21 protein-coding genes are annotated in these 21987 nt (G+C 43.1%); 4 read left to right on the forward strand and 17 right to left on the reverse strand.

The genetic code is table 11. The annotated features are described in order from the left end of the window. Nucleotides 1-23 precede the first annotated feature (23 nt). On the reverse strand, nt 24-1181 hold the full coding sequence (locus RZO55_RS16090; RefSeq protein WP_318065263.1) for a helix-turn-helix transcriptional regulator: 1158 nt from the start codon (nt 1179-1181) through the stop codon (nt 24-26). Between the two features lie 261 nt (nt 1182-1442). Continuing rightward, nucleotides 1443-2678 (reverse strand): D-alanyl-D-alanine carboxypeptidase family protein, encoded by a 1236-nt coding sequence (locus tag RZO55_RS16095; protein WP_318065264.1) that lies wholly within the window; start codon nt 2676-2678, stop codon nt 1443-1445. A 192-nt stretch (nt 2679-2870) separates the two neighbouring features. Here RZO55_RS16095 and RZO55_RS16100 point away from each other — a divergent pair, with 192 nt between their 5' ends. Together RZO55_RS16100 and RZO55_RS16105 are read left to right on the forward strand one after the other, a co-directional pair. After that, on the forward strand, nt 2871-4277 hold the full coding sequence (locus tag RZO55_RS16100; RefSeq protein ID WP_318065265.1) for a polysaccharide deacetylase family protein: 1407 nt from the start codon (nt 2871-2873) through the stop codon (nt 4275-4277). A gap of 55 nt (nt 4278-4332) precedes the next feature. Beyond that, nucleotides 4333-5073: a MurR/RpiR family transcriptional regulator gene (locus RZO55_RS16105; RefSeq protein ID WP_318065266.1), complete on the forward strand. Its 741-nt coding sequence runs from the start codon at nt 4333-4335 to the stop codon at nt 5071-5073. A 126-nt stretch (nt 5074-5199) separates the two neighbouring features. On the opposite strand, the gene RZO55_RS16110 is transcribed toward RZO55_RS16105, so the two are convergent. Further along, nucleotides 5200-6153 carry a TIGR03943 family putative permease subunit gene (locus tag RZO55_RS16110; protein WP_336624314.1) on the reverse strand — a complete coding sequence of 318 codons (954 nt, stop codon included), beginning with the start codon at nt 6151-6153 and terminating at the stop codon, nt 5200-5202. 17 nt (nt 6154-6170) lie between these two features. Further along, a complete protein-coding gene (locus RZO55_RS16115; protein ID WP_318065267.1) occupies nt 6171-7313 on the reverse strand; it encodes a CobW family GTP-binding protein in 1143 nt (380 codons plus the stop codon). A gap of 239 nt (nt 7314-7552) precedes the next feature. Here RZO55_RS16115 and RZO55_RS16120 point away from each other — a divergent pair, with 239 nt between their 5' ends. Then, nucleotides 7553-8578, forward strand: a complete 1026-nt coding sequence (locus RZO55_RS16120) for a PTS sugar transporter subunit IIC (RefSeq protein WP_318065268.1) — start codon at nt 7553-7555, stop codon at nt 8576-8578. A 54-nt stretch (nt 8579-8632) separates the two neighbouring features. Here RZO55_RS16120 and RZO55_RS16125 read toward each other — a convergent pair whose 3' ends face one another. From RZO55_RS16125 to RZO55_RS16145, 5 genes are all read right to left on the reverse strand, one after another. After that, entirely contained in the window at nt 8633-8812 is a 180-nt protein-coding gene (locus tag RZO55_RS16125) for a FeoB-associated Cys-rich membrane protein (RefSeq protein WP_318065269.1), read from the reverse strand. Nucleotides 8813-8827: 15 nt separating this feature from the next. After that, on the reverse strand, nt 8828-9481 hold the full coding sequence (locus tag RZO55_RS16130; RefSeq protein WP_318065270.1) for a potassium channel family protein: 654 nt from the start codon (nt 9479-9481) through the stop codon (nt 8828-8830). A gap of 17 nt (nt 9482-9498) precedes the next feature. Next, nucleotides 9499-10854 (reverse strand): TrkH family potassium uptake protein, encoded by a 1356-nt coding sequence (locus RZO55_RS16135; protein ID WP_318065271.1) that lies wholly within the window; start codon nt 10852-10854, stop codon nt 9499-9501. A 105-nt stretch (nt 10855-10959) separates the two neighbouring features. Beyond that, nucleotides 10960-12006, reverse strand: a complete 1047-nt coding sequence (locus RZO55_RS16140; protein ID WP_318065272.1) for an LCP family protein — start codon at nt 12004-12006, stop codon at nt 10960-10962. Nucleotides 12007-12086: 80 nt separating this feature from the next. Next, complete coding sequence (locus tag RZO55_RS16145) at nt 12087-12740, reverse strand: HAD family hydrolase (protein ID WP_318065273.1); 654 nt, start codon at nt 12738-12740, stop codon at nt 12087-12089. A 141-nt stretch (nt 12741-12881) separates the two neighbouring features. On the opposite strand from RZO55_RS16145, the gene RZO55_RS16150 reads away from it, so the two are divergent. Continuing rightward, complete coding sequence (locus tag RZO55_RS16150) at nt 12882-13067, forward strand: hypothetical protein (protein ID WP_318065274.1); 186 nt, start codon at nt 12882-12884, stop codon at nt 13065-13067. 23 nt (nt 13068-13090) lie between these two features. Here RZO55_RS16150 and RZO55_RS16155 read toward each other — a convergent pair whose 3' ends face one another. From RZO55_RS16155 to eno, 8 genes are all read right to left on the reverse strand, one after another. Continuing rightward, nucleotides 13091-14992, reverse strand: coding sequence for a PTS fructose transporter subunit IIABC (locus RZO55_RS16155; RefSeq protein ID WP_318065275.1), 1902 nt, complete (start codon nt 14990-14992; stop codon nt 13091-13093). Further along, nucleotides 14992-15909: a 1-phosphofructokinase gene (gene pfkB / locus RZO55_RS16160; RefSeq protein ID WP_318065276.1), complete on the reverse strand. Its 918-nt coding sequence runs from the start codon at nt 15907-15909 to the stop codon at nt 14992-14994. Before pfkB ends, RZO55_RS16155 begins: the two co-directional genes overlap by 1 nt. Before the next feature lie 254 nt (nt 15910-16163). Continuing rightward, nucleotides 16164-17018, reverse strand: a complete 855-nt coding sequence (locus RZO55_RS16165) for a MurR/RpiR family transcriptional regulator (protein ID WP_318065277.1) — start codon at nt 17016-17018, stop codon at nt 16164-16166. Nucleotides 17019-17090: 72 nt separating this feature from the next. Then, nucleotides 17091-17993 carry a DMT family transporter gene (locus RZO55_RS16170; RefSeq protein WP_318065278.1) on the reverse strand — a complete coding sequence of 301 codons (903 nt, stop codon included), beginning with the start codon at nt 17991-17993 and terminating at the stop codon, nt 17091-17093. A gap of 31 nt (nt 17994-18024) precedes the next feature. Continuing rightward, on the reverse strand, nt 18025-19194 hold the full coding sequence (locus RZO55_RS16175; protein WP_318065279.1) for a class I SAM-dependent methyltransferase: 1170 nt from the start codon (nt 19192-19194) through the stop codon (nt 18025-18027). 28 nt (nt 19195-19222) lie between these two features. Further along, nucleotides 19223-19813, reverse strand: a complete 591-nt coding sequence (locus tag RZO55_RS16180; protein WP_318065280.1) for a 4'-phosphopantetheinyl transferase family protein — start codon at nt 19811-19813, stop codon at nt 19223-19225. A gap of 16 nt (nt 19814-19829) precedes the next feature. After that, complete coding sequence (locus tag RZO55_RS16185; RefSeq protein WP_318065281.1) at nt 19830-20477, reverse strand: MBL fold metallo-hydrolase; 648 nt, start codon at nt 20475-20477, stop codon at nt 19830-19832. Nucleotides 20478-20672: 195 nt separating this feature from the next. Continuing rightward, on the reverse strand, nt 20673-21971 hold the full coding sequence (gene eno, locus RZO55_RS16190) for a phosphopyruvate hydratase (protein ID WP_318065383.1): 1299 nt from the start codon (nt 21969-21971) through the stop codon (nt 20673-20675). Between the last annotated feature and the right edge of the window lie 16 nt (nt 21972-21987).

Raw genomic sequence — 21987 nt, forward strand, 5'->3', positions numbered from 1 at the left:
TTTACTAAAAAAGACCTTCTCAGCTATTCTGAGATGGCCTTTTTATACCATTCACCAGTTGTCATGCCGGTTTGGTTTTTGAATACATTGCAAAAATGAGACGTACTCTTATACCCGGTTTTCTCGGCAATATCTACAATCGGAAGATTCATCAGCAGATAACTCTGAGCCCGCTCGATCCTGATGCGGTTAAGAAGTTGAGAAAAACTGCACTGACATTCCTTTTTGATCATACGAGACAGGTGCTCATAGGATATATTGTATAGTTCAGCCAATTGGCCTAACCGGATTTCTTCTGATAAATGTATCTCCATATAAGAAATACATCTTCTGATCAGGGGACTGTAACCCTGAGCCCGTAATTCTTTTACTTTCTTAGCATACGAAAGAGAAATCTCCTGGCGCAGTATAAACAGCTCCGCTTCTGTTTTGGTCTCTTCTATTTTTGCCGCATATCTGGCACAGATACTGCGCGCATAGACAACTGCCATGCCGCCCTGTGCTGCTGCTCTGCTGGCTAAGGAATTGATCATCAATGCCAGATTCTTTTCTTTTCTCAAATCACTGCCAACTTCATAATGATCCGGATTTGAAAAAAAAGTATGCTTCCGCAATTCATTCAGCAGTTGTGTATCCCCTGTTTTGATTGCATTCATAATGGTTTGCTCCAAAACTGCATTGTCCTTTATTTTTGTATCATCATTATAGCTTATAGCTTCAAAAATACTTGTATCTTCATTTTCTTTCTCTGGACTTCTTTCATATATTTTAAACATATTGCCTTCCACCTCATCAGCAGTAAACAGCGGAAGAAATCCCCTAAGCTCTTCCAATGTGAACCGGCGTAACTTTGTCACAGGATTCTGCCATTGAATATGTTTCAGGTAAAAAGGGCCTATGACCAGAAAATACACCTCTTTTTCCAAAGCAATTATCTGAGCTCCGAAACTATAATCCTCATAAGTCGAAATGACAACTTCCAGACCTTTTTTCCCAGGCTTATGTGAGAAGAATAATGATTTTAAGAATTGATCCAGTGCGTCTTTTTGTCTGTTTTTATTTAATTCTATATTTCGCTGCAAACGAAATACACTTTCCCCGTTTAAGGTAAATAAATACATATCTACCTGCCCAAACACATGCATACGTTTAAGATAGTCTGTATAATTTCCTATATTCATAATCCATCCCCAACTGTTTTTCTAAACTATTGAATTATTTTAGTATATTTCTTAATCTGCCAATTATCAATAGAAACATTTATTCCTGACATTATTAAGTACCTTCGACGCACAAAATAAACCTTCGAACTGTTTAGATAAGTTTATGGTCTTATCGCTTTACAAAAAGCATAAATAACAGCAGGTATCCTCTGAACAAAATAAAAGGATACCTGCTGCTAAAATTTAAAACCAGACGTGCAAACATCTGCATTATTTTTACTACAAACCAAACACATGCAGCAGACGTTTTAAATAATCTCCAAACTTTGCCTCCCGCACAGCTCCTGCTGTCAGAACCGGCACCTCACCAATCTTTTGCCCGCCAAGAGTATAGATTAAGTTTCCTGCAGGCTGCCCCTCTTCTACAGGCGCAGTCACAGAAGGAACCAGCTCCAGTTTCTTTTCAATTGCAGTGAAGTCTTCCCCCTTCAGGCTAAGATAGGAAAAGGAGCCTCCATATTTTAATGGAACATTTTCATCTACGCCGTTATCCACAACCATATCAGGAAGGGGCAGCATCTCTTTGTCTTCATACAATTTGCAGTTTGCATAGCCGTAGTTTAACAGAGTCTGGGCATCTGCGAATCTCACCTTATAATCCGGCGCAGCCATAATAGAAGCAATCAGACGGACACCATCCTTTTGCGCAGTCGCAGAGAGACAGTACTTTGCAATGGAAGTAGATCCGGTCTTCAAACCGGTTACCTGAAAGTTTGTTGCCATTTTTAAAAGCTTATTGGTATTAGACAGACCAAATTCCTTTGTTCCCTGTTTTGTTACATGGGTGATGTTTTCCATCCAGATTGTTGAGTAATTATGAATCTGCGGGTACTTGTTGATCAGTTCCCTGGACATAATGGCAATATCTCTGGCGGTGGTAAGATGTGTGGGGGATTCCGTAAGACCGCAGCAGTCCTCAAAATGAGTATTTGTCATTCCAAGACCGGCAGCCCGCTCATTCATCATCTTAACAAATTCATCTTCGGTTCCCGCTATGTATTCTGCCATGACAACGGAAGCATCGTTGCCAGATGCCACTACAATACATTTAATCAGTGTTTCAACGGTCTGTACTTCTCCTTCTTCCAGGAACACCTGTGATCCACCCATAGATTTTGCATGGGCACTGGTCACAACTTCATCCGTCAGCTTGATTTTCCCTGCATCCAGTGCATCAAAAATCAAAATCAACGTCATAATCTTTGTGATGCTGGCAGGACTTCTTTTTTCGTCCGCATCCTTCTCGTATATGACCTGCCCGGTAGATGCTTCCATCAAAACCGCGCTTGGAGACTGCAGGGTCGGTCCGCCTTCTGTATTAACCTCCTGGGCCTCTTCCGCTTTTACAATCATGTCCGAGGCAACCGCTATATCCGGTTCCTGCGCTGCCACGGTCTGGCATAAGCAGGAAAATAGCAGAAAAAAGCTTAATAAAAAAGCTGTAACTCTTTTCATGTTATACACGTTCCTCTGGTCAATCGCTTTATACCATTGTATGGGACTGCTTCCCTTTCATATGCCACTTTTCCCAAAAAAAATTACTCCATTTTCATTTCAACTTTCTACAAAGTATGCTATACTTGGACAGGGAATATTATTTTAGTAATTGTTTCATCCAAAAATATAATAGAATTATGAGGTTTCATTATGAATCAAAATGATTTCCGTAAATGGAATGTTGGAAAAGGGCCCAGGCACTCAAAAAATCTTCTGGCGGTCATCCTTGTGGGACTGCTGCTTATATTGGTTGTGATACTCTGCGGGATTATTATCAGTAAGAATATGCGAAACAAGATTCTGCCTTCTGAATCCTCTGCTGCATCCGTTTCTTCCGGGAGCGAATCGCAGCCCTCTTTAGAGGAAACCTCCTTAGCGGATACTTCGGAAGCAGACGAACTGACAGCGCTTTTATCAAATGCCGAACAGCTTGCTTCCCAATATGACTACGATGGAGCCATAAACCTTTTAAAATCTGATTCCAGGTTTGCAGCAAAGGAGGACGTCATTTCTGCCATTAACAGCTATGAGGCTTCTAAGTCTGCTCTTGTCCGGATTAATCCGCTGGATGTCACCCATGTGTTCTTCCATTCACTGATTATAGATACAGCAAAGGCTTTTGACGGTGATTCCAAGCAGGACGGCTACAACCAGATGATGACTACCAAAGATGAATTTATAAAAATGATGCAGTCCATGTATGACAAAGGTTATGTTCTTGTAAAGATCCATGATCTGGCATACGAAACGAATGATGAAAACGGCAATCCAAAGTTTGTGTATGGAGATATTATGCTGCCGGAAGGGAAAAAGGCATTTGTCCTGTCCCAGGACGATTTATGCTATTATGAATATATGGAGGGAGACGGCTTTGCGACCCGCATGATTATCGGAGAAGACGGCTACCCTACCTGTGAGATGAAGATGGATGACGGCAGCGTTTCCGTGGGAGATTATGATTTAGTTCCGATCCTTGAAAACTTTATTAAAACACACCCCGGATTTTCCTACAAGGGCGCAAGAGCAATTCTGGCCTTTACCGGTTACAACGGAATCCTCGGCTACCGGACAGACGAAGCCTATAAAGATACCAATCCAAACTATGAAGCAGACCGCGAGGCGGCCGCGAAGGTGGCACAGGCGCTTAAAGACCACGGCTGGGAGCTTTCTTCCCATAGCTGGGGACACCGGAACATGGGTTCCATTTCCATGAACCACTTTAAAACCGATGCCGATAAATGGGAACGTAATGTAGAATCTCTCATTGGTCCTACTGATATCATACTATATCCGTTTGGAAGCGATATTGGAAGCTGGACACCCTATACAGACAGCAATGAACGATTTACATATTTAAAATCCAAAGGTTTCCGCTACTTCTGCAACGTTGATGCAAGTAAGCCTACCTGGATGCAGCTTGGACCGGACTACTTCAGACAAGCCCGGAGAAATTTAGACGGTTACCGGATGTTCTATTATCCGGACAGCCTGTCGGATTTATTTAATGTCAATGATATTTTCGATCCGGCAAGACCTAAGCCGGTCCCACCTATGTAACAATCAGGTCAGGTGATTTGATTTACAAAGTCACACATAAAGGGGGGAGGGGTTCATGATTATCTCACTTGATTCGGATATTATTGAAAAGCTGACAAAGACAGAACTGGAAATCATTAATTTTATTAACAGCCATGAGGATACTCTTCATACAATGTCCATTGTTGACATTGCTTTTGATACTTACTCTTCCCCATCTACTGTATCAAGAGCCATTCGCAAGTGCGGTCTGAATGGATTTAATGAATTAAGATACCGATCCGGGAATCGCGCCAGGAGTGAAGAAATACAAAGTATGAATGAGCTTTTTAACAAAACTCTTATAGAGGCTCAGGCGGTACATGAACGGATCTCACTGACAGATATTCTGGCAGTTATTCAATGCTTAAAAGAGGCCCGTCAGATATCGGTGTTTGCCAGAGGACTCACTACCTATGTCGGACAGGAATTTTCATTGAAATTGCAGCTTCTGGATTACGATGTTTTCTTTACGGATGACCCAAATATCATGCAGGTGAAGGCAGAGAAGCTGAAAGAACGGGATGTTTTGTTTGTTTTATCGCTGAACGGACAGACTCCGGAACTGATTTCTTCGGCTGTTACAGCCCACCAAAGAGGTAACTGCGTAATTTCATGCTGCTGTAATCCCAAGTCCAGACTGATAGCATGCAGTAAGATATCACTGGTTGGATTTAAGCACTTTCATCAGGCAATTAAGGAATTTGAGGTCTCATCAAGGATTCCCCTGTATATGATCTGCAGAATTATTATAGATTATATGTCAACTAATCTTTAAGCGGTTAATAGGGTGCTGCCATGCCTTACCTTTCAATTTCTCCACTCCCATGAATCCAAAAAAGCAGTTGGAAGAATAAAAAGCGTTCTTCCAACTGCTTTTATTGAGGATAAAAAATCCTTCTGGTTAAAATTGTACGAATCCTTTCACTGGTTTGGCTGGTTCCACGGTCTCGGCATATAAAACCGGTCCCTCTCCCTCATAATCCTTCCAGTATTCATAAGCAATTCTGGCTTTGACACGAACCCACTGTTTTGTCTCAAGACTCTTGGCATCTCTTGATTTCGTTATAAAACCCAAAAATGTCATATCGTCTTCACAGCAGGTCATGGCCATACGGCCAGGAACAAAATAATTCTTTGGAAATTCGGGGGTCTTTAATACCATAGCGGTAAACTCCACGGTCTTCCCTTCATAACGGTCCCGGCGCTCCATACAATCCAGATACCAGATTCCATATGCCTCCGGTGAAATTTCCACCAGATCAGCACTGATATCATAAGGCAGTTCCTCTTCTGCTATCTCATTGATCTCTCCTTCGGAGTCCTCAAAAACGATTTCCCCTCTGGGGCTCATAGCCTTTAATGTACGGCGGTAACCGGACAAATCCTCGATTCCATCGCAGCGGTTGCAAATAATCATCTCGGAATTGCGCACCATAGAATAAAGAAGGGATTTCATATTGGCAGCATACAGATCAAAAGTAGACATATCAATCAGCGTGATCTGCTGATAAACCTTCCAGTCATCAGGAAGTTTTAAATCATCTAAATCCCACATGCCGTTCCATTCGATCAGCACTCTCTCCGGATTATACAACAGCTCCAGTTCCAGAAGTTTTTCCTGGTTCAATTCTTCCAGGCTGTCAATGTAAATGGCCGCGGTCTTTGTCCGCTTCAGCAGCTCATCGCTGTATTCCGTTTCGCCTTCTTCGCAGACAATGAGAAGCGTCTTCCCTTCTGCCTTAAAATAATCCTGTTCCATAGTGAATTGAAGAAACCGGGTCTTCCCTGACTCCAAAAATCCATCAATCAGGAAAACCGGCATAAAATCATCTTCCATTTCGTCGATATTACTCATTATTTCCTCCAATACTTCTATTTTCCAAAGGCCTGTTTTAACTCTTCTTCTTTCAGGTCCGCGCCGATTACGCAAACCTTTCCAGTGTATTCCGGTTTACCGTCCCGAATTTCATATTGCTCCGGTACCAGATCAAAATAAAGCCACGTCCCCTTTTCCAGACCAGGAATCATGCCTTTGGCACGAAGTACATCTCCAAAACCGTCTCCATAAGCAAGTTCGTCAAGAATACCGTCCAGTGTCTCCTTACTCATTGCAGGCACATTCTCAAGCCCCCAGCTGTTAAATACTTCATCTGCATGATGATGATCGTGATCATGGCCACAGCTGCATCCGCCTTCATGGTCGTGATCATGGTCGTGGTCGTGACCTCCGCAGCCACAGCTACCCTCTTCGTGGTCATGGTCATGATCGTGGTGATGGCCTCCGCAGCCACAGCTGCCCTCTTCGTGGTGATGGTCATGATCATGGTCGTGGTGATGGCCTCCACAGCCACAGCCGCATTCTTCATGATCATGATCGTGGTGTTCTTTCACTTCCTTTAACAGATCATCTGCCATAGTATCCGGTTTTTCAATGATTTCAAGAAGCTGCTTTCCGCTTAATTCATCACAGGGTGTTGTAATAACCACTGCTTCCGGGTTCAGTTCCCGGATTATTTCAACTGCAAGATCCACTTTATCAGCGGGAGCAATATCTGTACGGCTTAATACAACAGTACCGGCATTCTCAATCTGATTGTTGAAAAACTCACCAAAATTCTTCCGGTACATTTTACATTTCTGAGCATCTACGATGGTAACTGCACTGTTTAACGTTACCTGAATTTCAGCTGCCACATCTTTAACCGCTTTCATTACATCGGATAATTTGCCTACTCCGGAAGGCTCAATAATGATCCGGTCCGGCTGGTAAGTAGTAAGCACTTCTTTTAAGGATTGTCCGAAATCACCAACCAGTGAACAGCAGATGCAGCCGGAATTCATTTCCCTGATTTCCACGCCGGCATCCTTTAAAAAGCCACCGTCAATACCTATCTCACCAAATTCATTCTCAATCAGAACAACCTGCTCACCGGCAATGGCTTCCTGCAGAAGTTTCTTAATAAAAGTTGTTTTACCGGCTCCAAGAAATCCGGATATAATATCTATCTTTGTCATACGATTCCATACCTCTTTTCTTTCCAGAGTTTAACATTACAACTACTTATTGTGTCACAAACAGAGGATAAAGTCAAGCAGAGGACCCATGGTTTTTCTCTGTATATTGTTAACATTTTATCAATTTCCATCTCAATTGGAAAAAAAAACTTGATTTTTGGACATACTATGATAAAATACTTGCAACTGCTTTGACGAAAGGTCAAATGTGTGCACCAAACAAAAAGGAGAGTTTAACCATGGAGAAACGCGGCGTAAAAGAATTCCTAAAGAGGAAGAACGTCACAATCACGGTCCAGACCTATCTGATTGACGCATTGGGTGCTATGGCATTTGGTCTTTTTGCGTCTTTACTGATCGGAACCATCTTCGGCACTCTGGGCCAGCAGTTTCATCTGGAACTATTCAATGCGATTGCAGATTTTGCAAAAAGTGCCACAGGCGCAGCTCTTGGAGTGGCAATTGCCTATGCCCTTCACGCTCCGGCACTGGTACTATTTTCTGCAGCCACCGTGGGGATTGCAGGCAATGCACTGGGCGGCCCCGTGGGTGCACTGGCCGCAACAGTAATTGCGACAGAACTGGGAAAAATGGTATCAAAAGAAACCAGACTGGATATTCTGGTAACTCCAGGAGTCACCATTATTTCCGGTGTTCTGATTGCACAGTTTGTAGGTCCCGGGGTGGCAGGGTTTATGAACTGGTTCGGGACCCTTGTAAAAACCGCCACTGAGCTGCAGCCCTTCTACATGGGCATACTGGTCTCTGCTCTCATCGGTATCGCATTGACGCTGCCAATCAGCAGCGCAGCCATCTGCATCGCTTTATCTCTTGATGGTCTGGCCGGCGGTGCGGCCACAGCCGGGTGCTGTGCCCAGATGGTAGGATTTGCCGTCCTTTCCTTCCGTGAGAACGGAGTCGGTGGTCTCATGTCCCAGGGCCTTGGAACCAGCATGCTGCAGATGGGAAATATCGTGAAAAATCCGAAAATATGGATTCCTCCTACTCTTGCCTCTATGATCACCGGTCCCATAGCGACCATGGTGTTCCATTTGAAGAACATTCCGGCAGGTTCCGGTATGGGGACCTGCGGACTTGTAGGACCAATCGGTGTTTATACTGCCATGGGCGGAGGTAAAACCATGTGGCTTGGCATTCTGTTTGTCTGCTTTCTTCTGCCCGCCATTATTTCGCTGGCAGCCGGAGAAGTGCTTCGAAAAGCAGGCTGGATTAAATATGGTGACTTAAAGCTGGACTTGAAGTAAGAACTGCAAAAGGGAACAGGCATTTAACTGCCTGTTCCCTTTTATAACTCCATCTTAATCCTTGTTCTTCCCGCGGCTTTTCCTGCCAGCGCCGCAGCCCGCACAGTTTTCGCAGCCTCCGGATCCGCAGCCGCCTCTGTTCTTTAAAACACTGCGGACCGCTAAGAATACCAGAACCAGAATTATCACTAATATTACAATTGTCGCCCAGTTTTTAATCAGCCAAACTGACATAATACCTCCGAAATTCTACTTCAGATCTTTCAATATATTATCAATATGTTCTCTCCTGCCAATCACCATTAAATGCTCCTGTGCCTGGATCAGATAATCTGCAGGCGGCATAAGCTGTGCCCTGCCATCCCGTTTAATTCCTAGTACGCTGATATGATAGCGGTTTCTGATATCCACTTCCCGAATGCTTTTATGCACCCATTCCGGAAGAGGCGGAATCTCATAAATGGAATATTCAGGAGTCAGCTCAATGTAATCAAAGACATGGTCTGTGCTGTATCTGACGGCAGTCTTTTCTGCTATATCACGGTCCGGATAAATTACTTCATCTGCTCCGTTTCTTAAAAGAAACTTCGCGTGAATATCTCTGTTTGCCTTGCTGATAACCCTTCTGCCTCCCAGTTCTTTCACCAGGCTGGTGATTTCAAGACTGCTTTGAAAATTCGTGCCGATGCAGACAAAGCAGATATCAAAATTAGAAATGCCAAGGCTCCTTAACACGGTTTCATTGGTGCAATCACCAATCTTTGCACTTTTCACATAGGGGAGCAGATCCTCTAAACACTCCTCCTTCTGATCCACGATCATAATATCATTTCCAAGACTAGCCATATTAATACAAAGATGATGTCCAAACCGGCCAAGACCGATAATTAAAATTGATTTCATGAATATACCCCTTTTCTTTATCCTACGTTAATTGTTTCTGCGGGCTGTTCCACATGAGCGATTCTGTGATTTTGTACAAAAGCCAGTGCAAACGATAAACTGCCGATCCTTCCGCAATACATAAGCAGTATAATAATCATTCTGGAAAATGTGTTTAAATCTCTGGTAATTCCGGTTGTCATTCCTACGGTACCGATTGCAGAAAATGCCTCAAATAATATATTCGAAAAGCCCAGAGGCTGATTTGCCATAATAACAAGAGCAGCAAAAAGCGCAAGGAAAAGATTAATGGTCAATATTGTTCCCGCCCGTTTTATTGCCACATCCTGCAGACGCCTGCCAAATACATTCACTCCATAAGACTGTTTAATATTAGAGTGAACACACATAAGAAGTACAAACACGGTAGTCGTTTTAATACCTCCGGCAGTAGAACCCGGACTTCCGCCAATAAACATTAATATGATGGTGAGAAGCTTGCTGCCATCTGTCAAAGCATGTGTATCAGTCGTATTAAATCCCGCCGTTCTGGCAGTAACGGAACTGAACAGAGAGGTAAGTATCTGACCGCTTGTATCCATGCCCACCAAAAGGTTATTTCTTTCCAGCAGATAGAAAAGCATTGCTCCTCCAAACAAAAGAATGGACGTAGTAACCAGTACTATCTTCGTATGGAGCAGGTATTTTCTCACATGAAATCTATTTTTATAGATATCGTCCCATACTATAAAACCAATACCCCCAATAATGACCAGGGACATAATAACCAGATTAACCAGCCAGTCATCATAATAAGAAACGAAAGAATTATAAGGTTCTATGTTTCCCATTAAGTCAAATCCTGCATTACAAAAAGCGGATACGGAATGAAAAATACCATAAAATACGCCTCTTAAAAATCCATACTGTGGAACAAAGCGAATGGCTAGTAAAATAGCACCTGCGCTTTCAAAAATAAAAGTTCCTTTTAATATTCTTTTTGCCAGCCTTACTACTCCTCCAATCTGAAGAGTATTCACGCTTTCCTGCAAAAGGCCTCTCTCTCTGAGACCGATTTTACGCCTCAGAACGATGGAAATAAAAACTCCAACCGTGACAAAACCAAGTCCGCCGATCTGTATCATCGCCATGATTACAATCTGCCCGAACAGGGACCACTGCGTCCAGGTATCCCGAACTACGAGACCTGTAACACAGGAAGCGCTTGTAGCTGTAAACAGGCAATTAATAAAATTCTCCGACTGCCCATCCTTGCTGGAAAAAGGAAGCATCAAAAGAAGTGTTCCTGCCAAAATAATACCTAAGAAACCATAAGCCAGATACTGAGTCTGGCTCACATTCCACGTAAAACGTTTGTTTCGTTTTTTATCCATGATAGTGCTGTTGCCCTTCCCTTTCTTACGGCTAATTCCATCAGCATAGTATAGCACATTTTTTTCTGAAGGAAAAGGTTTGATTTTAACATCCTATAGGTAAATTTATCTCCTGTTTTTCACATTTATCTGAATCTGCCTGCTTGTTTTTTTAACAAGCTCCGACGGTTCATACTGATCTTCATCAAATAAGAACTGATGAAGACGCTTTACATTGTCCTCCAGATTCACGGGTATGACACAGTCTCTCTTGTTAATTCTGGCATCTGCAAGCTTTGAAGGAAATCCTTCTGTATCCGTTAGATGGAATCTCTTTATATTTTTTAAAATAGGAAACATATCCTTCATACCCACGCTGGTGGATATCTGTGGGAGTATGGCATTCGCCAGCCGGTTTAGAGTTGGCAGATCCGCCTCTCTCGCTTTTTTCAGTGCCAGATTGGCAACTTTTCTCTGTCTTTCCGTACGCTTGAAATCAGTATCCATCTTTCTGAGTCTGGCATAGGCAACCGCCTGAACTCCGTCCAGATGATTTGGTCCCTCCTTTTTTAAATGATGGGACCCCACTCCGGTTGATTCTACTGTCTCTGTAATAAATCCATTAATTACATGGAATTCGTCATGGCTGATATCTACATCGATTCCCCCAAGTATATTAATTGCATCTGCAACCGCTTTCCAGGTGAAAGAAGCATAATCATCAATAGTAATATCCAGGTTGTCCGTTAATGCCTTCAGTGCCTGTTCAGGACCTCCGTTAAAATACGCCTCATTAATCTTATCATATCGACCCTTATCATTCACTCTTAAATAAGTATCCCGGTAAACGGAAACTGCCCTTATTTCTCCTGTTCCCAGGTTTATATTAAACAGCATCTGCATATCAGATCTGGTCCCTTTTCCCAATGTTCCATTTCTGGAATCTACGCCAAATACAGCCACAGTCCAGTATCCTTCCATTTTTTCCTGGGTTTCTATGCTGATGTTTGTATTTTGAATTTCAGGCATTTTCACTTCCGGCTTTTCCACTTGGACCATTTGTTTCGGCAAATGAGCCATATTCCATGCATACCCTATCATAGATCCGATTAAGGAAGCCCAGACAGAAGCTATGATTACAAGTCCCCACTTCAATAAATTTGATTTTGCCATGTTTCCTCCATCCTCTTCAAGAAAAAAAAGAAGAGATTCATTTACGTATCTCTCCTTAAATTTTCCATTAAATCGGATTTTTATTCAAAAACATGCCGAATCTCATCCGGGTGGGAAATGATATATTTTGGGTGAAATGCTTCCAGCTCCTGCCGGTCCCTGAATCCCCATGTAACACCTACAGTATCCATACCTGCATTCGTACCGGTCTTCATATCTGTATTGGTATCTCCAAAATAGAGACACTGGGACGGAGACAGCTTAAAACGGTCCGCCATTAAAAAAGCTCCTGCCGGGTCGGGCTTCACTCTAATTCCATTCCCTTCTCCGATAATTTGGTCAAAATAATTCTTTCCGTAGACAGCCTCCACGCATTCTACCGCCCGCTCATGCCCTTTATTGGTCAGCACGCCGATCTTTATTCCTTTATCTTTTAAGAAATTCAAAAATTCAGGCATGCCCTCATATGCCTTTACCTTATAAAGGCAGTTTTCCCGAAACGTCTTTTCATATATCTGAAGCGCTTCCTCATAGTGGACCAGATCTTTGTCTCCAGAATACAGGAGTGCCCTTTCTACCAGCTTACGGTAACCATCTCCTACAAACAGCTTTGTATGGCCTTCATCAAGCGGAGCATATCCAAAACGGCCTACAGTAAGGGTGATGCTGTGAGTCATGGACTGAATGGTATCAATAATGGTTCCGTCTAAATCAAATATACAGCTTTTATACATATTCTGCCTCCTTATCTGCTCTTCCTGTAAAAATTGTACTTCCTGTCTGGATTTTTATCAACACTTTTCGGCATATTTGGTATAACCTGTCTGCATCCGTTCATACTTTTCATATCCAGAACTATAAGACAGGAGCATTTTATGAATAACCATATAAGATACTGGGCAATCGGACTGATTTTAGGATTCGCGATCCTGCTGATTGCCGTTTTTACAGCCGCAAACTGGTATAAAATCAAAAAAGCAGCCCCGGAAAGTCTCCCTTCTGTTGAAGTCAACAGGAATTTAGACAACGTTCTTGCAGAGAATCAAACACCCCTGTCATAATTGGCAGGGGTGTTTTTTATATCTTATGATCCGGATTTTAAATTTTTCTTCAAAGCGGCAAGTACAAAGCAGCCTGCGAAGGAACCAGCAATAATTGCAATCAGATACCCAAATGGATTGCCAATTGTGGGAAGTACAAAGATTCCGCCGTGAGGTGCACGTAATGTACATCCCAGTGCCATGGAAAGCCCGCCTGCTACTGCAGAGCCGATCATACAGGAAGGAATCACACGAAGAGGATCCGCTGCTGCAAAGGGGATTGCGCCCTCAGAGATAAAGGACAGTCCCATAATATAGTTTACCAGTCCTGACTGACGCTCTTTATCCGTAAATTTCTTCTTAAAAAATGTAGTACACAGTGCAATTGCAATAGGAGGGACCATACCGCCTGCCATAACTGCAGCCATAATATCAAAATTGCCTTCTGCCAGCTGAGCCGTACCAAATACATAAGCTGCCTTGTTAACAGGACCGCCCATATCCACAGACATCATGCCGCCGACAACTACACCCAGTATAATTTTGCTGGTACCGCCCATTCCGTTTAACAGACTGGTGATTCCATCATTGATAGCACCTACAAACGGATTAATAAAAGTGGTCACAACTGCAACAAGAAATATACCAATAAGCGGATAAAGAAGAACCGGCTTGATTCCCTCTAAAGACTTGGGAAGCTTTTTAAATGCATTCTTTAAAAACAGTACAATATAACCGCCGATAAAACCAGCAAGGAGTGCTCCTAAAAATCCGGAGTTTACGCTTCCGCCTGCAGGATTTGCAAATGTGGCACCCATCTTTGCAATCAGACCGCCGACAAAGCCCACTGCCAGACCAGGACGGTCAGCAATACTCATGGCAATATAACCTGCCAGTACAGGAAGCATCATGCCAAAGGCCTGTTCACCAATTGTTTTTATATAAGCTGCAAGAGGAGTATTTTTACCAAAATTTGACGGATCAATGGAATAATCATCAAAAAGGAAAGCAAGTGCAATTAAAATACCGCCGCCGATAACGAATGGAAGCATATGAGAAACGCCGTTCATCAGATGTTTGTAAATCGAACGTCCCAGGCCCTCCTGTTTGGAGTCATCCTCAGAAGACGAAGAACCATCATAATGATAGACCGGTGTCTGGCTGCTCACTGCACGTTTAATGAGTTCCTCTCCCTTTTGAATACCTTCAGAAACAGTTGATACAACAACACGCTTTCCGTCAAAGCGGGACATATCTACATTTTTATCCGCTGCAATGATGATGCCGTCAGCTGCGTCGATTTCCGCTTTTGTCAGTGCATTTCCAACACCTTCCGCGCCGTTTGTCTCTGCCTTAAGGGAAATCCCAAGTTTTTTGCCCTTCTGCTCTAAGTTTTCAGCAGCCATAAAGGTATGAGCAATCCCTGTTGGGCAGGCTGTTACTGCCAACACACGGTAGCCGCTTTTTGTTTCCTTCGGTTTTGCCTTTTTACCGGCTTCCTTCTCATCAATCAGGCGTAAAAATTCTTCCTTAGATCCTGCATGAATCAAAGACTCCTTAAAATCAGGGTCCATAAGCAGGGTGGATAATTTTGATAATGCCTCCAGATGGACATCTGCCTCACCATCCGGTGCTGCAATCATAAAAATAATTTTGGATAGAGAACCATCATAGGCTTCATAATCCACACCATCAGGTACCACAACTGCCGCCAGACCAGGCTCCTTTACTGCAGCTACCTTTGCATGGGGAATGGCAATACCATCTCCCACCGCTGTGCTGCCAAGAGCCTCTCTTGCAAGAATCCCCTCTTTGTAGGCGGCTTTGTCTTTCAGTCTGCCGGCAGAATTCATTAAATCCACCAGCCGGTCGATGGCTGCTTCCTTACTGGAAACTTTCACCCCAAGCTCCACACTTTCCTTTTTCAGTAAGTCCGTAATCTTCATCAATACCCCTCCTTTAATAATTCTTCATAAAGCTTCATTATATCTTCCTTCGCTGCAAGACCTTGCGAAAATGCGGTGGCACTTCCTGCAGCGCTTCCAAGGCGCAAAGCGTGTTCATAACTGCCGTTTTCCAGGTAACCTGCAATAAAACCTGCAACCATGGAATCTCCGGCTCCAACAGAATTCTTTACAGTTCCAAAGGGCACTCCCATCTGGAAAACCTCCCCTTTTTCGGAAATTAACACTGCACCGTCTCCTGCCATGGAAATCAGCACATTTTCTGCACCTTTCTCCTGAAGGAGTTTCCCGTAATGAATCATTTCCTCCACAGTTTCCAAAGTCACTCCAAACATCTCCCCTAATTCATGATTGTTAGGCTTTATCAGAAACGGATGATAGGTAAGCACATTCGAAAGCAAATCCCGGGTTGCATCCACAACAATACGGATTCCCTTGTTATCTAAATACTTTATGATTCTTTCGTAAATATCATCATCTAAGGATCTGGGAATACTTCCCGACAGAATTAAGATATCCCCTTTTGTAAGACAGTCAAGTTTTTCATAAAGCAGGTCCACATCTTTTTTTGTTATCTCAGGTCCGATTCCGTTGATCTCTGTCTCTTCCCCGGATTTAAGTTTTACATTAATTCTTGACATTCCATGTTCAACATGGATGAAATCACTTCGAAATCCCAGATTTCCCACTCTGCGTTCTATCTCGTCTCCGGTAAATCCTGCCACAAAACCAAGTGCAGTATTTCCGAATCCAAGCGCTGCCAGAACAGTTGATACATTCAGCCCTTTTCCTCCGCAGAAAATGCTTTCCTGCTCCGTTCTGTTGACTGATCCCAGTGTGAAGTGATCTACTTGAACCACATAATCGAGAGCCGGATTAAATGTTACCGTGTAAATCATATATCACTGCTCCTTCTATATATAAAATTTTATTTCATCCCCTCGTCTATACTATAATACGATTGTTTTATTTCGTCAATACGTTTATACGAGAAATAATATTTCTCCTATCATTTCGTCGCTTTGCACAATTACTCATAAATAAAGCGTATTATCCAGACCGTTTTTTGTACTATATCCCCATATTCCATTATTCCCCAAAGACAACCCAGTCATTCGCCCAAAACATCAAAAAAGAGAACCTACCGGTCCTCCTATTTTTTATCGTCAGAGATTGCAATTTCGTGACGCCGAATATTATCGTGTGAATCCGTTCTGCTGACTGACAGAAAGAGATATAAGATCTCTATCACAGTTGTAGCAGAAACTCTGGAAAAACAAAACTCTCCTAAAAGCAGTTTTTCCCTGGTCGCAGTTGTGATGTGATAATCACATGCCTGTCCCAGCGGAGAGGAAATATTATTTGTAATTGCAATGGTTGGCACATGGTTTTCCTTGGCTACTGCCACAAGAGTCATAAGCCGCTTGGAAAAACCGGAGTTGGATATGATAATAACAGCATCCTCCAGACCCATGTTGCAGGTATATGCCATCTGGGTTTCCCATATTGTCCCTGATACAGTCGCAATTCCCAGTTGATTGAACTTAAAGGCACCATCAAGTGCGACAGGAATGGTATTGCCCACAGCTACCAGCTGAACAGTTCTTGCCTGCTCCACCACGGATAAGATTTTATCAAGTTCATCCGGATCCATCATGGAAATGGTCTGAGTCAGCTCAGTAACCTTGTTGGCCAGAATATTCTGCAGAGACTGGCCGATATTATCCCGGCTGATATCATTGGAAGTCTCAATGGAGTTTCCTCGTTCCTCTGCCACCTCTTTTGCCAGATTAATCTTTAAATGATGAAAACCATTAAATCCGCAACGCCTGCAGAACCTGGAAACCGTCGCATCGCTTGTCCCGCTTGCCAGAGCCAGCTCCGCCACTGTCATGTCAATGATATCACTTTTATTTGAGAGAATAAAATCCGCAATCTTCTTCTCTGCCTCAAAAAAAGAATCATAGGAAGAGCAGAGAACACCGGACACACTTATACTTTCCTGCATATATCGTTACCTCTAATTCATGTAATATTATTTCATAATTATATATGATATGAAATAAAAAGTAAAGCCTGGCTATTCCTTCCCTGATGTCAGCAGAAAAACAGTCGAAATAATACATGCAAATCCAAGCAGATCAAGCATACCGAAACTGACTCCCATAAAAAGAACAGAAAATATGGTAGCCGATACAGGCTCTACTGATGCCAGCAGACTTCCCTTCTTAGGACCTACCCTGTTTACTCCCTCTAAGTAGAAGGCAAATGCGGTCACAGTACCAAACAGGATAATAAATACCATACCAAGAATCGCCTGCGTATCTAAAAGAAGAGTTTTCTCCCACGGGCGGAAAATCAGACTGAGAAGAACTCCACCAATGAACATCCCCCAGCCCGCTATCACCATGGAACCGTACTTTTTAAGAAGCCTGCCCGGCTGGGTAGTATAAACCGCAAGCGCTGCTGCTGAACACAGTCCCCAGAAAAGAGCCTTGTCCGATATAACAAGATTTCCCGGTTTTCCATGAGTTGCCAGTAAAAAAGTTCCTGCCATGGCGAGTATCGCCGCAAGAAGCTCGTATCTGCCTGGTATTTTTCCGGCCCGTGCGGATACATAAAGCATAATGAGAACCGGACCTATGTACTGAAGTACAGTCGCGGTTCCTGCATTGGAATATTCGATAGCCGTAAAATATGTATACTGGCACATGGACATTCCCACCATGCCAAAAATTAATAAGTCAACCCCGTCTTTTTTGTTTTTCAATGGAGCAAAGATTTGATTTCCCTGTTTCATGTAACAGAGAAACAGCAGTAAAACTCCTGCACACAGGAGGCGTACCGGAACCAGCCAGTCAGAAGACAGTCCCTTTACCTGTAAAAGATACTGTCCGCAGGTTCCTGATATTCCCCATAAAATTCCGCCTGATATCGTCAGAACGTTTCCCCGCTTAAGGTGCTGTTTCTCCGTCATATTCATTCCCTTATTCCTCTTTCGTTACTCTTGTAATTTAATACCACCTGGTCAGGGGCAGATCATTTTGAATTCCCTTTGACAAAAGAATCTGATGCAGATCAATAATTCCGTTGTGGAAGGTTGCAGCGCAGGCATTCAGATATAAGTCCCACATTCTCACAAACTCCGTACCCATCTTTTTTTCAATCTGATTCCTGTTTTTATTAAAATTCTGATCCCAGTGTCGCAGTGTTTTATAATAATGCCTCCGGAGACTCTCCACATCCAATGTATAAAACTGATGATCACTCAGCAGATTTATCATTTCTCTAAGACTGGGAACCACTCCTCCAGGAAATATATATTTTTTCATCCACGGGTCTCCCGGATACTCTTTTAATGCACTGATAAAATGCAGAAGAAACAGCCCGCCCGGCACCAGCACAGACTCTGCACTTTTGATAAACAAATCATAATTCTCTCTCCCTACGTGCTCCACCATACCAACACTGACTACCCGGTCAAAGGCTTTTCCATATTGGGGGAGATCCCGGTAATCCATCAGTTCCACCTTAATACGGCCGGACAGACCCAAAATCTCAATTCTTTTTTCAAACTCCTTTTTCTGTTCCATGCTCAGTGTGATTCCCACACCTTTTACACCATATTCCTTTGCTGCACGAATCAGCAGATATCCCCAGCCGCAGCCGATATCTAAAAGTGTCATTCCCTCTTTTAAGTACAGTTTTTTCAGAATACGTTCCACTTTGTTGCACTGAGCATCATAAAGAGTATCCTGGTCCGTTTTAAAATAACCGCATGAATAGCTCATGGTATCGTCAAGCCACAGGCTGTAGAAATCGTTCCCAATGTCATAATGAGAGGCAACTTCTTTTTCCTGGTTCTTTTTGGAAAGAGAAGTAAAAATAAGATTTTTCAGTTTTTTCTGATCTGCTGTAAATACCGCCATCTGCCCCATAAAATGATCCAGTGCCTGAAATAAATCTCCTTCGATATCCAGTGTTCCCTTAATATAAGCCTCACCCAGAGCCAGAGAGGTGCTGGTCATTAAATCCCTGGTATTAATATCCTCTTTCATGCTGACGGTAAATACTGGATGTCCCGCACCGATCAGATATGATGTTCCGTGAAGTCTAACTTCAAACGGATACTGGTTAAATTTCTGTAAGTACGTAATTATCGATTGATCCGATACAAGTTTCATTGGCTTCCTCCATTCCAGTGATAAACACTTAAATAGATTCTTGCCGATTCCAACAGATTTTAGTCTCCTTATAGGTACACAACGATAACATATATTTTTCCCTCAGGCATCGCAAAACCATATGAACGCCCGGAACCGAGCATGTAACAGTTCCATCTTCCAGATAAAAGGAGAAATCCGTAAGGGGTATGGTAATTCCACACCCTTTTGCTTTTACATAACTTTCCTTCAGGGTCCAGATCTTAAAAAAGTAGGCGGTCCGCTCGTCTCCCTTCAGCTTCTCAAACAGCTCCTGTTCCTGGGGTGACATCACTTTTCGTATGATTTTTTCAGAAAACGGACGTATTAGCTCTGTATCAATTCCCACCGGTTCATCACCAAGCGCACATACAGCCAGTCCATCCGTATGGCTGATATTATGGTAAATGTGAGGATACTCCTTTAGTTGAGGCTTTCCTTTCTCGCCTTTAACAACGGGAAGAGGAATATCCTCACCGTAAACGATGCCGTATTCCTTCTTTAAGCCCTCCCGCAGGAGCATCTCGCCCGCCAGATGCTCTTTTTCACGCCTGTTTTCCTCCGCTGATAGTTCAAACTCTTTCAGATAAATGTTTATCATACGCAAATTCCTCTGTTCAATAATCTGTCCGGATCCAGGTTCTGTTATCCGCCGGGTTTCCGTGACAGAAATATATCCTTCTTGCACCAATAGCGCTGATTCTCTCCGCACTTTTTATCATAGCTTCCCGGTCACAGTAAATCATGGGAAGACCGGGGTAAAATAAGTTCATCAAAGCGTCTCCCACAAATATGGCCCGTTTCTCCAGTTCCACCCCGATAGAACCTCTTGTGTGGCCGGGAAGCTCCAGAACCGTTCCGTCAATGCCATATTTATCAAGCCTGTCACCTTCTTTTAAATAAATATCAGGTTTAAAATCTAAAATCACCGAATCCTCAAAATTCTTTACAGCAACTTCCGCAACCACCATACCCAAAAGCCCCTGATAGGAAACCGGCTCCCTGAAATTATCCTTTAAAATTTCCAGATCACTTTTATGAATAGCCAGAGGAGCTTTCAGTTCTTTTGAAAGAAATGCTGCATTCTGCACCTGCTCTATATGACCATGAGTCAGAATAATCAGCTCCACTCTGCTTTTTTTACACTGGTTAAGAATCTTTTCTTCAAAACCTTTTCTTCCGGTATCGATCAGAATGGCTCTGCCTCTTTTCTCTATCAGATAACAGTTCTCGCTTCCGCATCTGATTCTTTTTATCTCCGCCATCTATCCTTCTCCCACTTGCTCCGCGTTAATCACGGGTATCACTGTTTATTCTATTGAAAAAGGACGTCTGATATTCCACCAGTTTCATTAGCATACCATTTATTTTTCCATACATCAAACAGTTTTATCAAAATACGCAAAAAAAGACCTGCAAGGCAGTACATTTTGCCAGGCAGGTCTTCTCTATCTTTTTATTTATGAACGACGGATATGAAATGCATCCATTCCCGGATAAACAGCGCTTTCTCCCAGTTCTTCTTCAATCCGAATCAGCTGGTTGTATTTTGCGACACGCTCACTTCTGCTTGGAGCTCCGGTTTTTATCTGACAGGTATTTAAAGCCACTGCCAGATCCGCAATGGTGGTATCCTCTGTCTCGCCGGAACGATGGGAAGCAATTGCAGTATAGCCGGCCCGGTGAGCCATCTTAATGGCTTCCAGAGTCTCTGATACCGTTCCGATCTGATTCAGTTTTATGAGAATGGAATTTCCACAGCCTTCTGTGATTCCTTTTTTCAGCCGCTCCGTATTGGTTACAAACAAGTCATCACCTACCAGCTGGATTTTGCTTCCAAGCTCTTTTGTAAGTAACTTCCAGCCTTCCCAGTCCTCTTCGTCAAGTGCATCCTCAATGGAATAAATGGGGTATTTGTCACTAAGCTGTTTCCAATGTTCAATTAGTTCCTCTGAGGTATAGTGCTTACCGGATTTAGGAAGAACATACTGTCCTTTCCCTTCTCCCTTCCATTCGCTGGCTGCAGCATCCATGGCAAGTACAAAATCCCGTCCCGGTTCAAAACCCGCTTTTCTTACCGCTTCCAGAATCAGTTCAATGGCTGCATCGTCACTTTCTAAGTTGGGAGCAAATCCGCCTTCGTCTCCAACGGAGGTTGTCAGCCCCTTCGCCTTTAGAATAGATGCAAGACAATGGAACACCTCTGTACACCAGCGCAAACCTTCCTTAAAGCTTGGAGCGCCTGCCGGCATAATCATAAATTCCTGAACATCTACGGTGTTGGCTGCATGAGCACCTCCGTTTAAGATATTCATCATGGGAACAGGAAGACGGTTTCCTGTAATACCGCCTAAGAACCGGTAAAGTGGAATTCCCATGCTGACTGCCGCTGCTCTTGCACAGGCAATGGATACTGCAAGAATGGCATTGGCTCCCAGTCTTGATTTGTCCGGTGTTCCGTCCGCTGTAATCATAGCGTTGTCAATTCCATAGATATCAGATGCATCCATGCCAACCAGAGCATAATGAATCACAGTATTAATGTTGTGAACCGCATTCAATACTCCTTTTCCGCCATAACGGGTCTTATCTGCGTCTCTTAACTCCAGCGCCTCGAATTCGCCGGTAGACGCTCCGCTGGGTGCAACTCCCATAGCAATGGTGCCATCTGCTAAATGAACCTCTGCCTCTACAGTAGGATTCCCTCTTGAGTCAATAATTTCTCTTCCAATGACCTTTTCAATTTCCAGATAATTCATCATGATTTCTCCTTTT

The organism is Clostridium boliviensis, assembly GCF_033342255.1.
Classification (GTDB): Bacteria; Bacillota; Clostridia; order Lachnospirales; family Lachnospiraceae; genus Lacrimispora; species Lacrimispora boliviensis.

Bases quoted from the DNA above. Each gene is read 5' to 3' on its own strand.
- RZO55_RS16155 (WP_318065275.1), bottom strand. From the start codon at position 14,992: ATGAAGATTACGGACTTACTGAAAAAGGAAAGTGTGGAGCTTGGGGTG.
- RZO55_RS16180 (WP_318065280.1), bottom strand. From the start codon at position 19,813: ATGATAAACATTTATCTGAAAGAGTTTGAACTATCAGCGGAGGAAAAC.
- RZO55_RS16135 (WP_318065271.1), bottom strand. From the start codon at position 10,854: ATGGATAAAAAACGAAACAAACGTTTTACGTGGAATGTGAGCCAGACT.
- RZO55_RS16130 (WP_318065270.1), bottom strand. From the start codon at position 9,481: ATGAAATCAATTTTAATTATCGGTCTTGGCCGGTTTGGACATCATCTT.
- RZO55_RS16170 (WP_318065278.1), bottom strand. From the start codon at position 17,993: ATGAATATGACGGAGAAACAGCACCTTAAGCGGGGAAACGTTCTGACG.
- RZO55_RS16115 (WP_318065267.1), bottom strand. From the start codon at position 7,313: ATGACAAAGATAGATATTATATCCGGATTTCTTGGAGCCGGTAAAACA.
- RZO55_RS16095 (WP_318065264.1), bottom strand. From the start codon at position 2,678: ATGAAAAGAGTTACAGCTTTTTTATTAAGCTTTTTTCTGCTATTTTCC.
- RZO55_RS16105 (WP_318065266.1), top strand. From the start codon at position 4,333: ATGATTATCTCACTTGATTCGGATATTATTGAAAAGCTGACAAAGACA.
- RZO55_RS16140 (WP_318065272.1), bottom strand. From the start codon at position 12,006: ATGGCAAAATCAAATTTATTGAAGTGGGGACTTGTAATCATAGCTTCT.
- RZO55_RS16175 (WP_318065279.1), bottom strand. From the start codon at position 19,194: ATGAAACTTGTATCGGATCAATCGATAATTACGTACTTACAGAAATTT.
- RZO55_RS16125 (WP_318065269.1), bottom strand. From the start codon at position 8,812: ATGTCAGTTTGGCTGATTAAAAACTGGGCGACAATTGTAATATTAGTG.
- RZO55_RS16090 (WP_318065263.1), bottom strand. From the start codon at position 1,181: ATGAATATAGGAAATTATACAGACTATCTTAAACGTATGCATGTGTTT.
- RZO55_RS16120 (WP_318065268.1), top strand. From the start codon at position 7,553: ATGGAGAAACGCGGCGTAAAAGAATTCCTAAAGAGGAAGAACGTCACA.
- pfkB (WP_318065276.1), bottom strand. From the start codon at position 15,909: ATGATTTACACGGTAACATTTAATCCGGCTCTCGATTATGTGGTTCAA.
- RZO55_RS16100 (WP_318065265.1), top strand. From the start codon at position 2,871: ATGAATCAAAATGATTTCCGTAAATGGAATGTTGGAAAAGGGCCCAGG.
- RZO55_RS16165 (WP_318065277.1), bottom strand. From the start codon at position 17,018: ATGCAGGAAAGTATAAGTGTGTCCGGTGTTCTCTGCTCTTCCTATGAT.
- RZO55_RS16185 (WP_318065281.1), bottom strand. From the start codon at position 20,477: ATGGCGGAGATAAAAAGAATCAGATGCGGAAGCGAGAACTGTTATCTG.
- RZO55_RS16110 (WP_336624314.1), bottom strand. From the start codon at position 6,153: ATGAGTAATATCGACGAAATGGAAGATGATTTTATGCCGGTTTTCCTG.
- RZO55_RS16145 (WP_318065273.1), bottom strand. From the start codon at position 12,740: ATGTATAAAAGCTGTATATTTGATTTAGACGGAACCATTATTGATACC.
- eno (WP_318065383.1), bottom strand. From the start codon at position 21,971: ATGAATTATCTGGAAATTGAAAAGGTCATTGGAAGAGAAATTATTGAC.
- RZO55_RS16150 (WP_318065274.1), top strand. From the start codon at position 12,882: ATGAATAACCATATAAGATACTGGGCAATCGGACTGATTTTAGGATTC.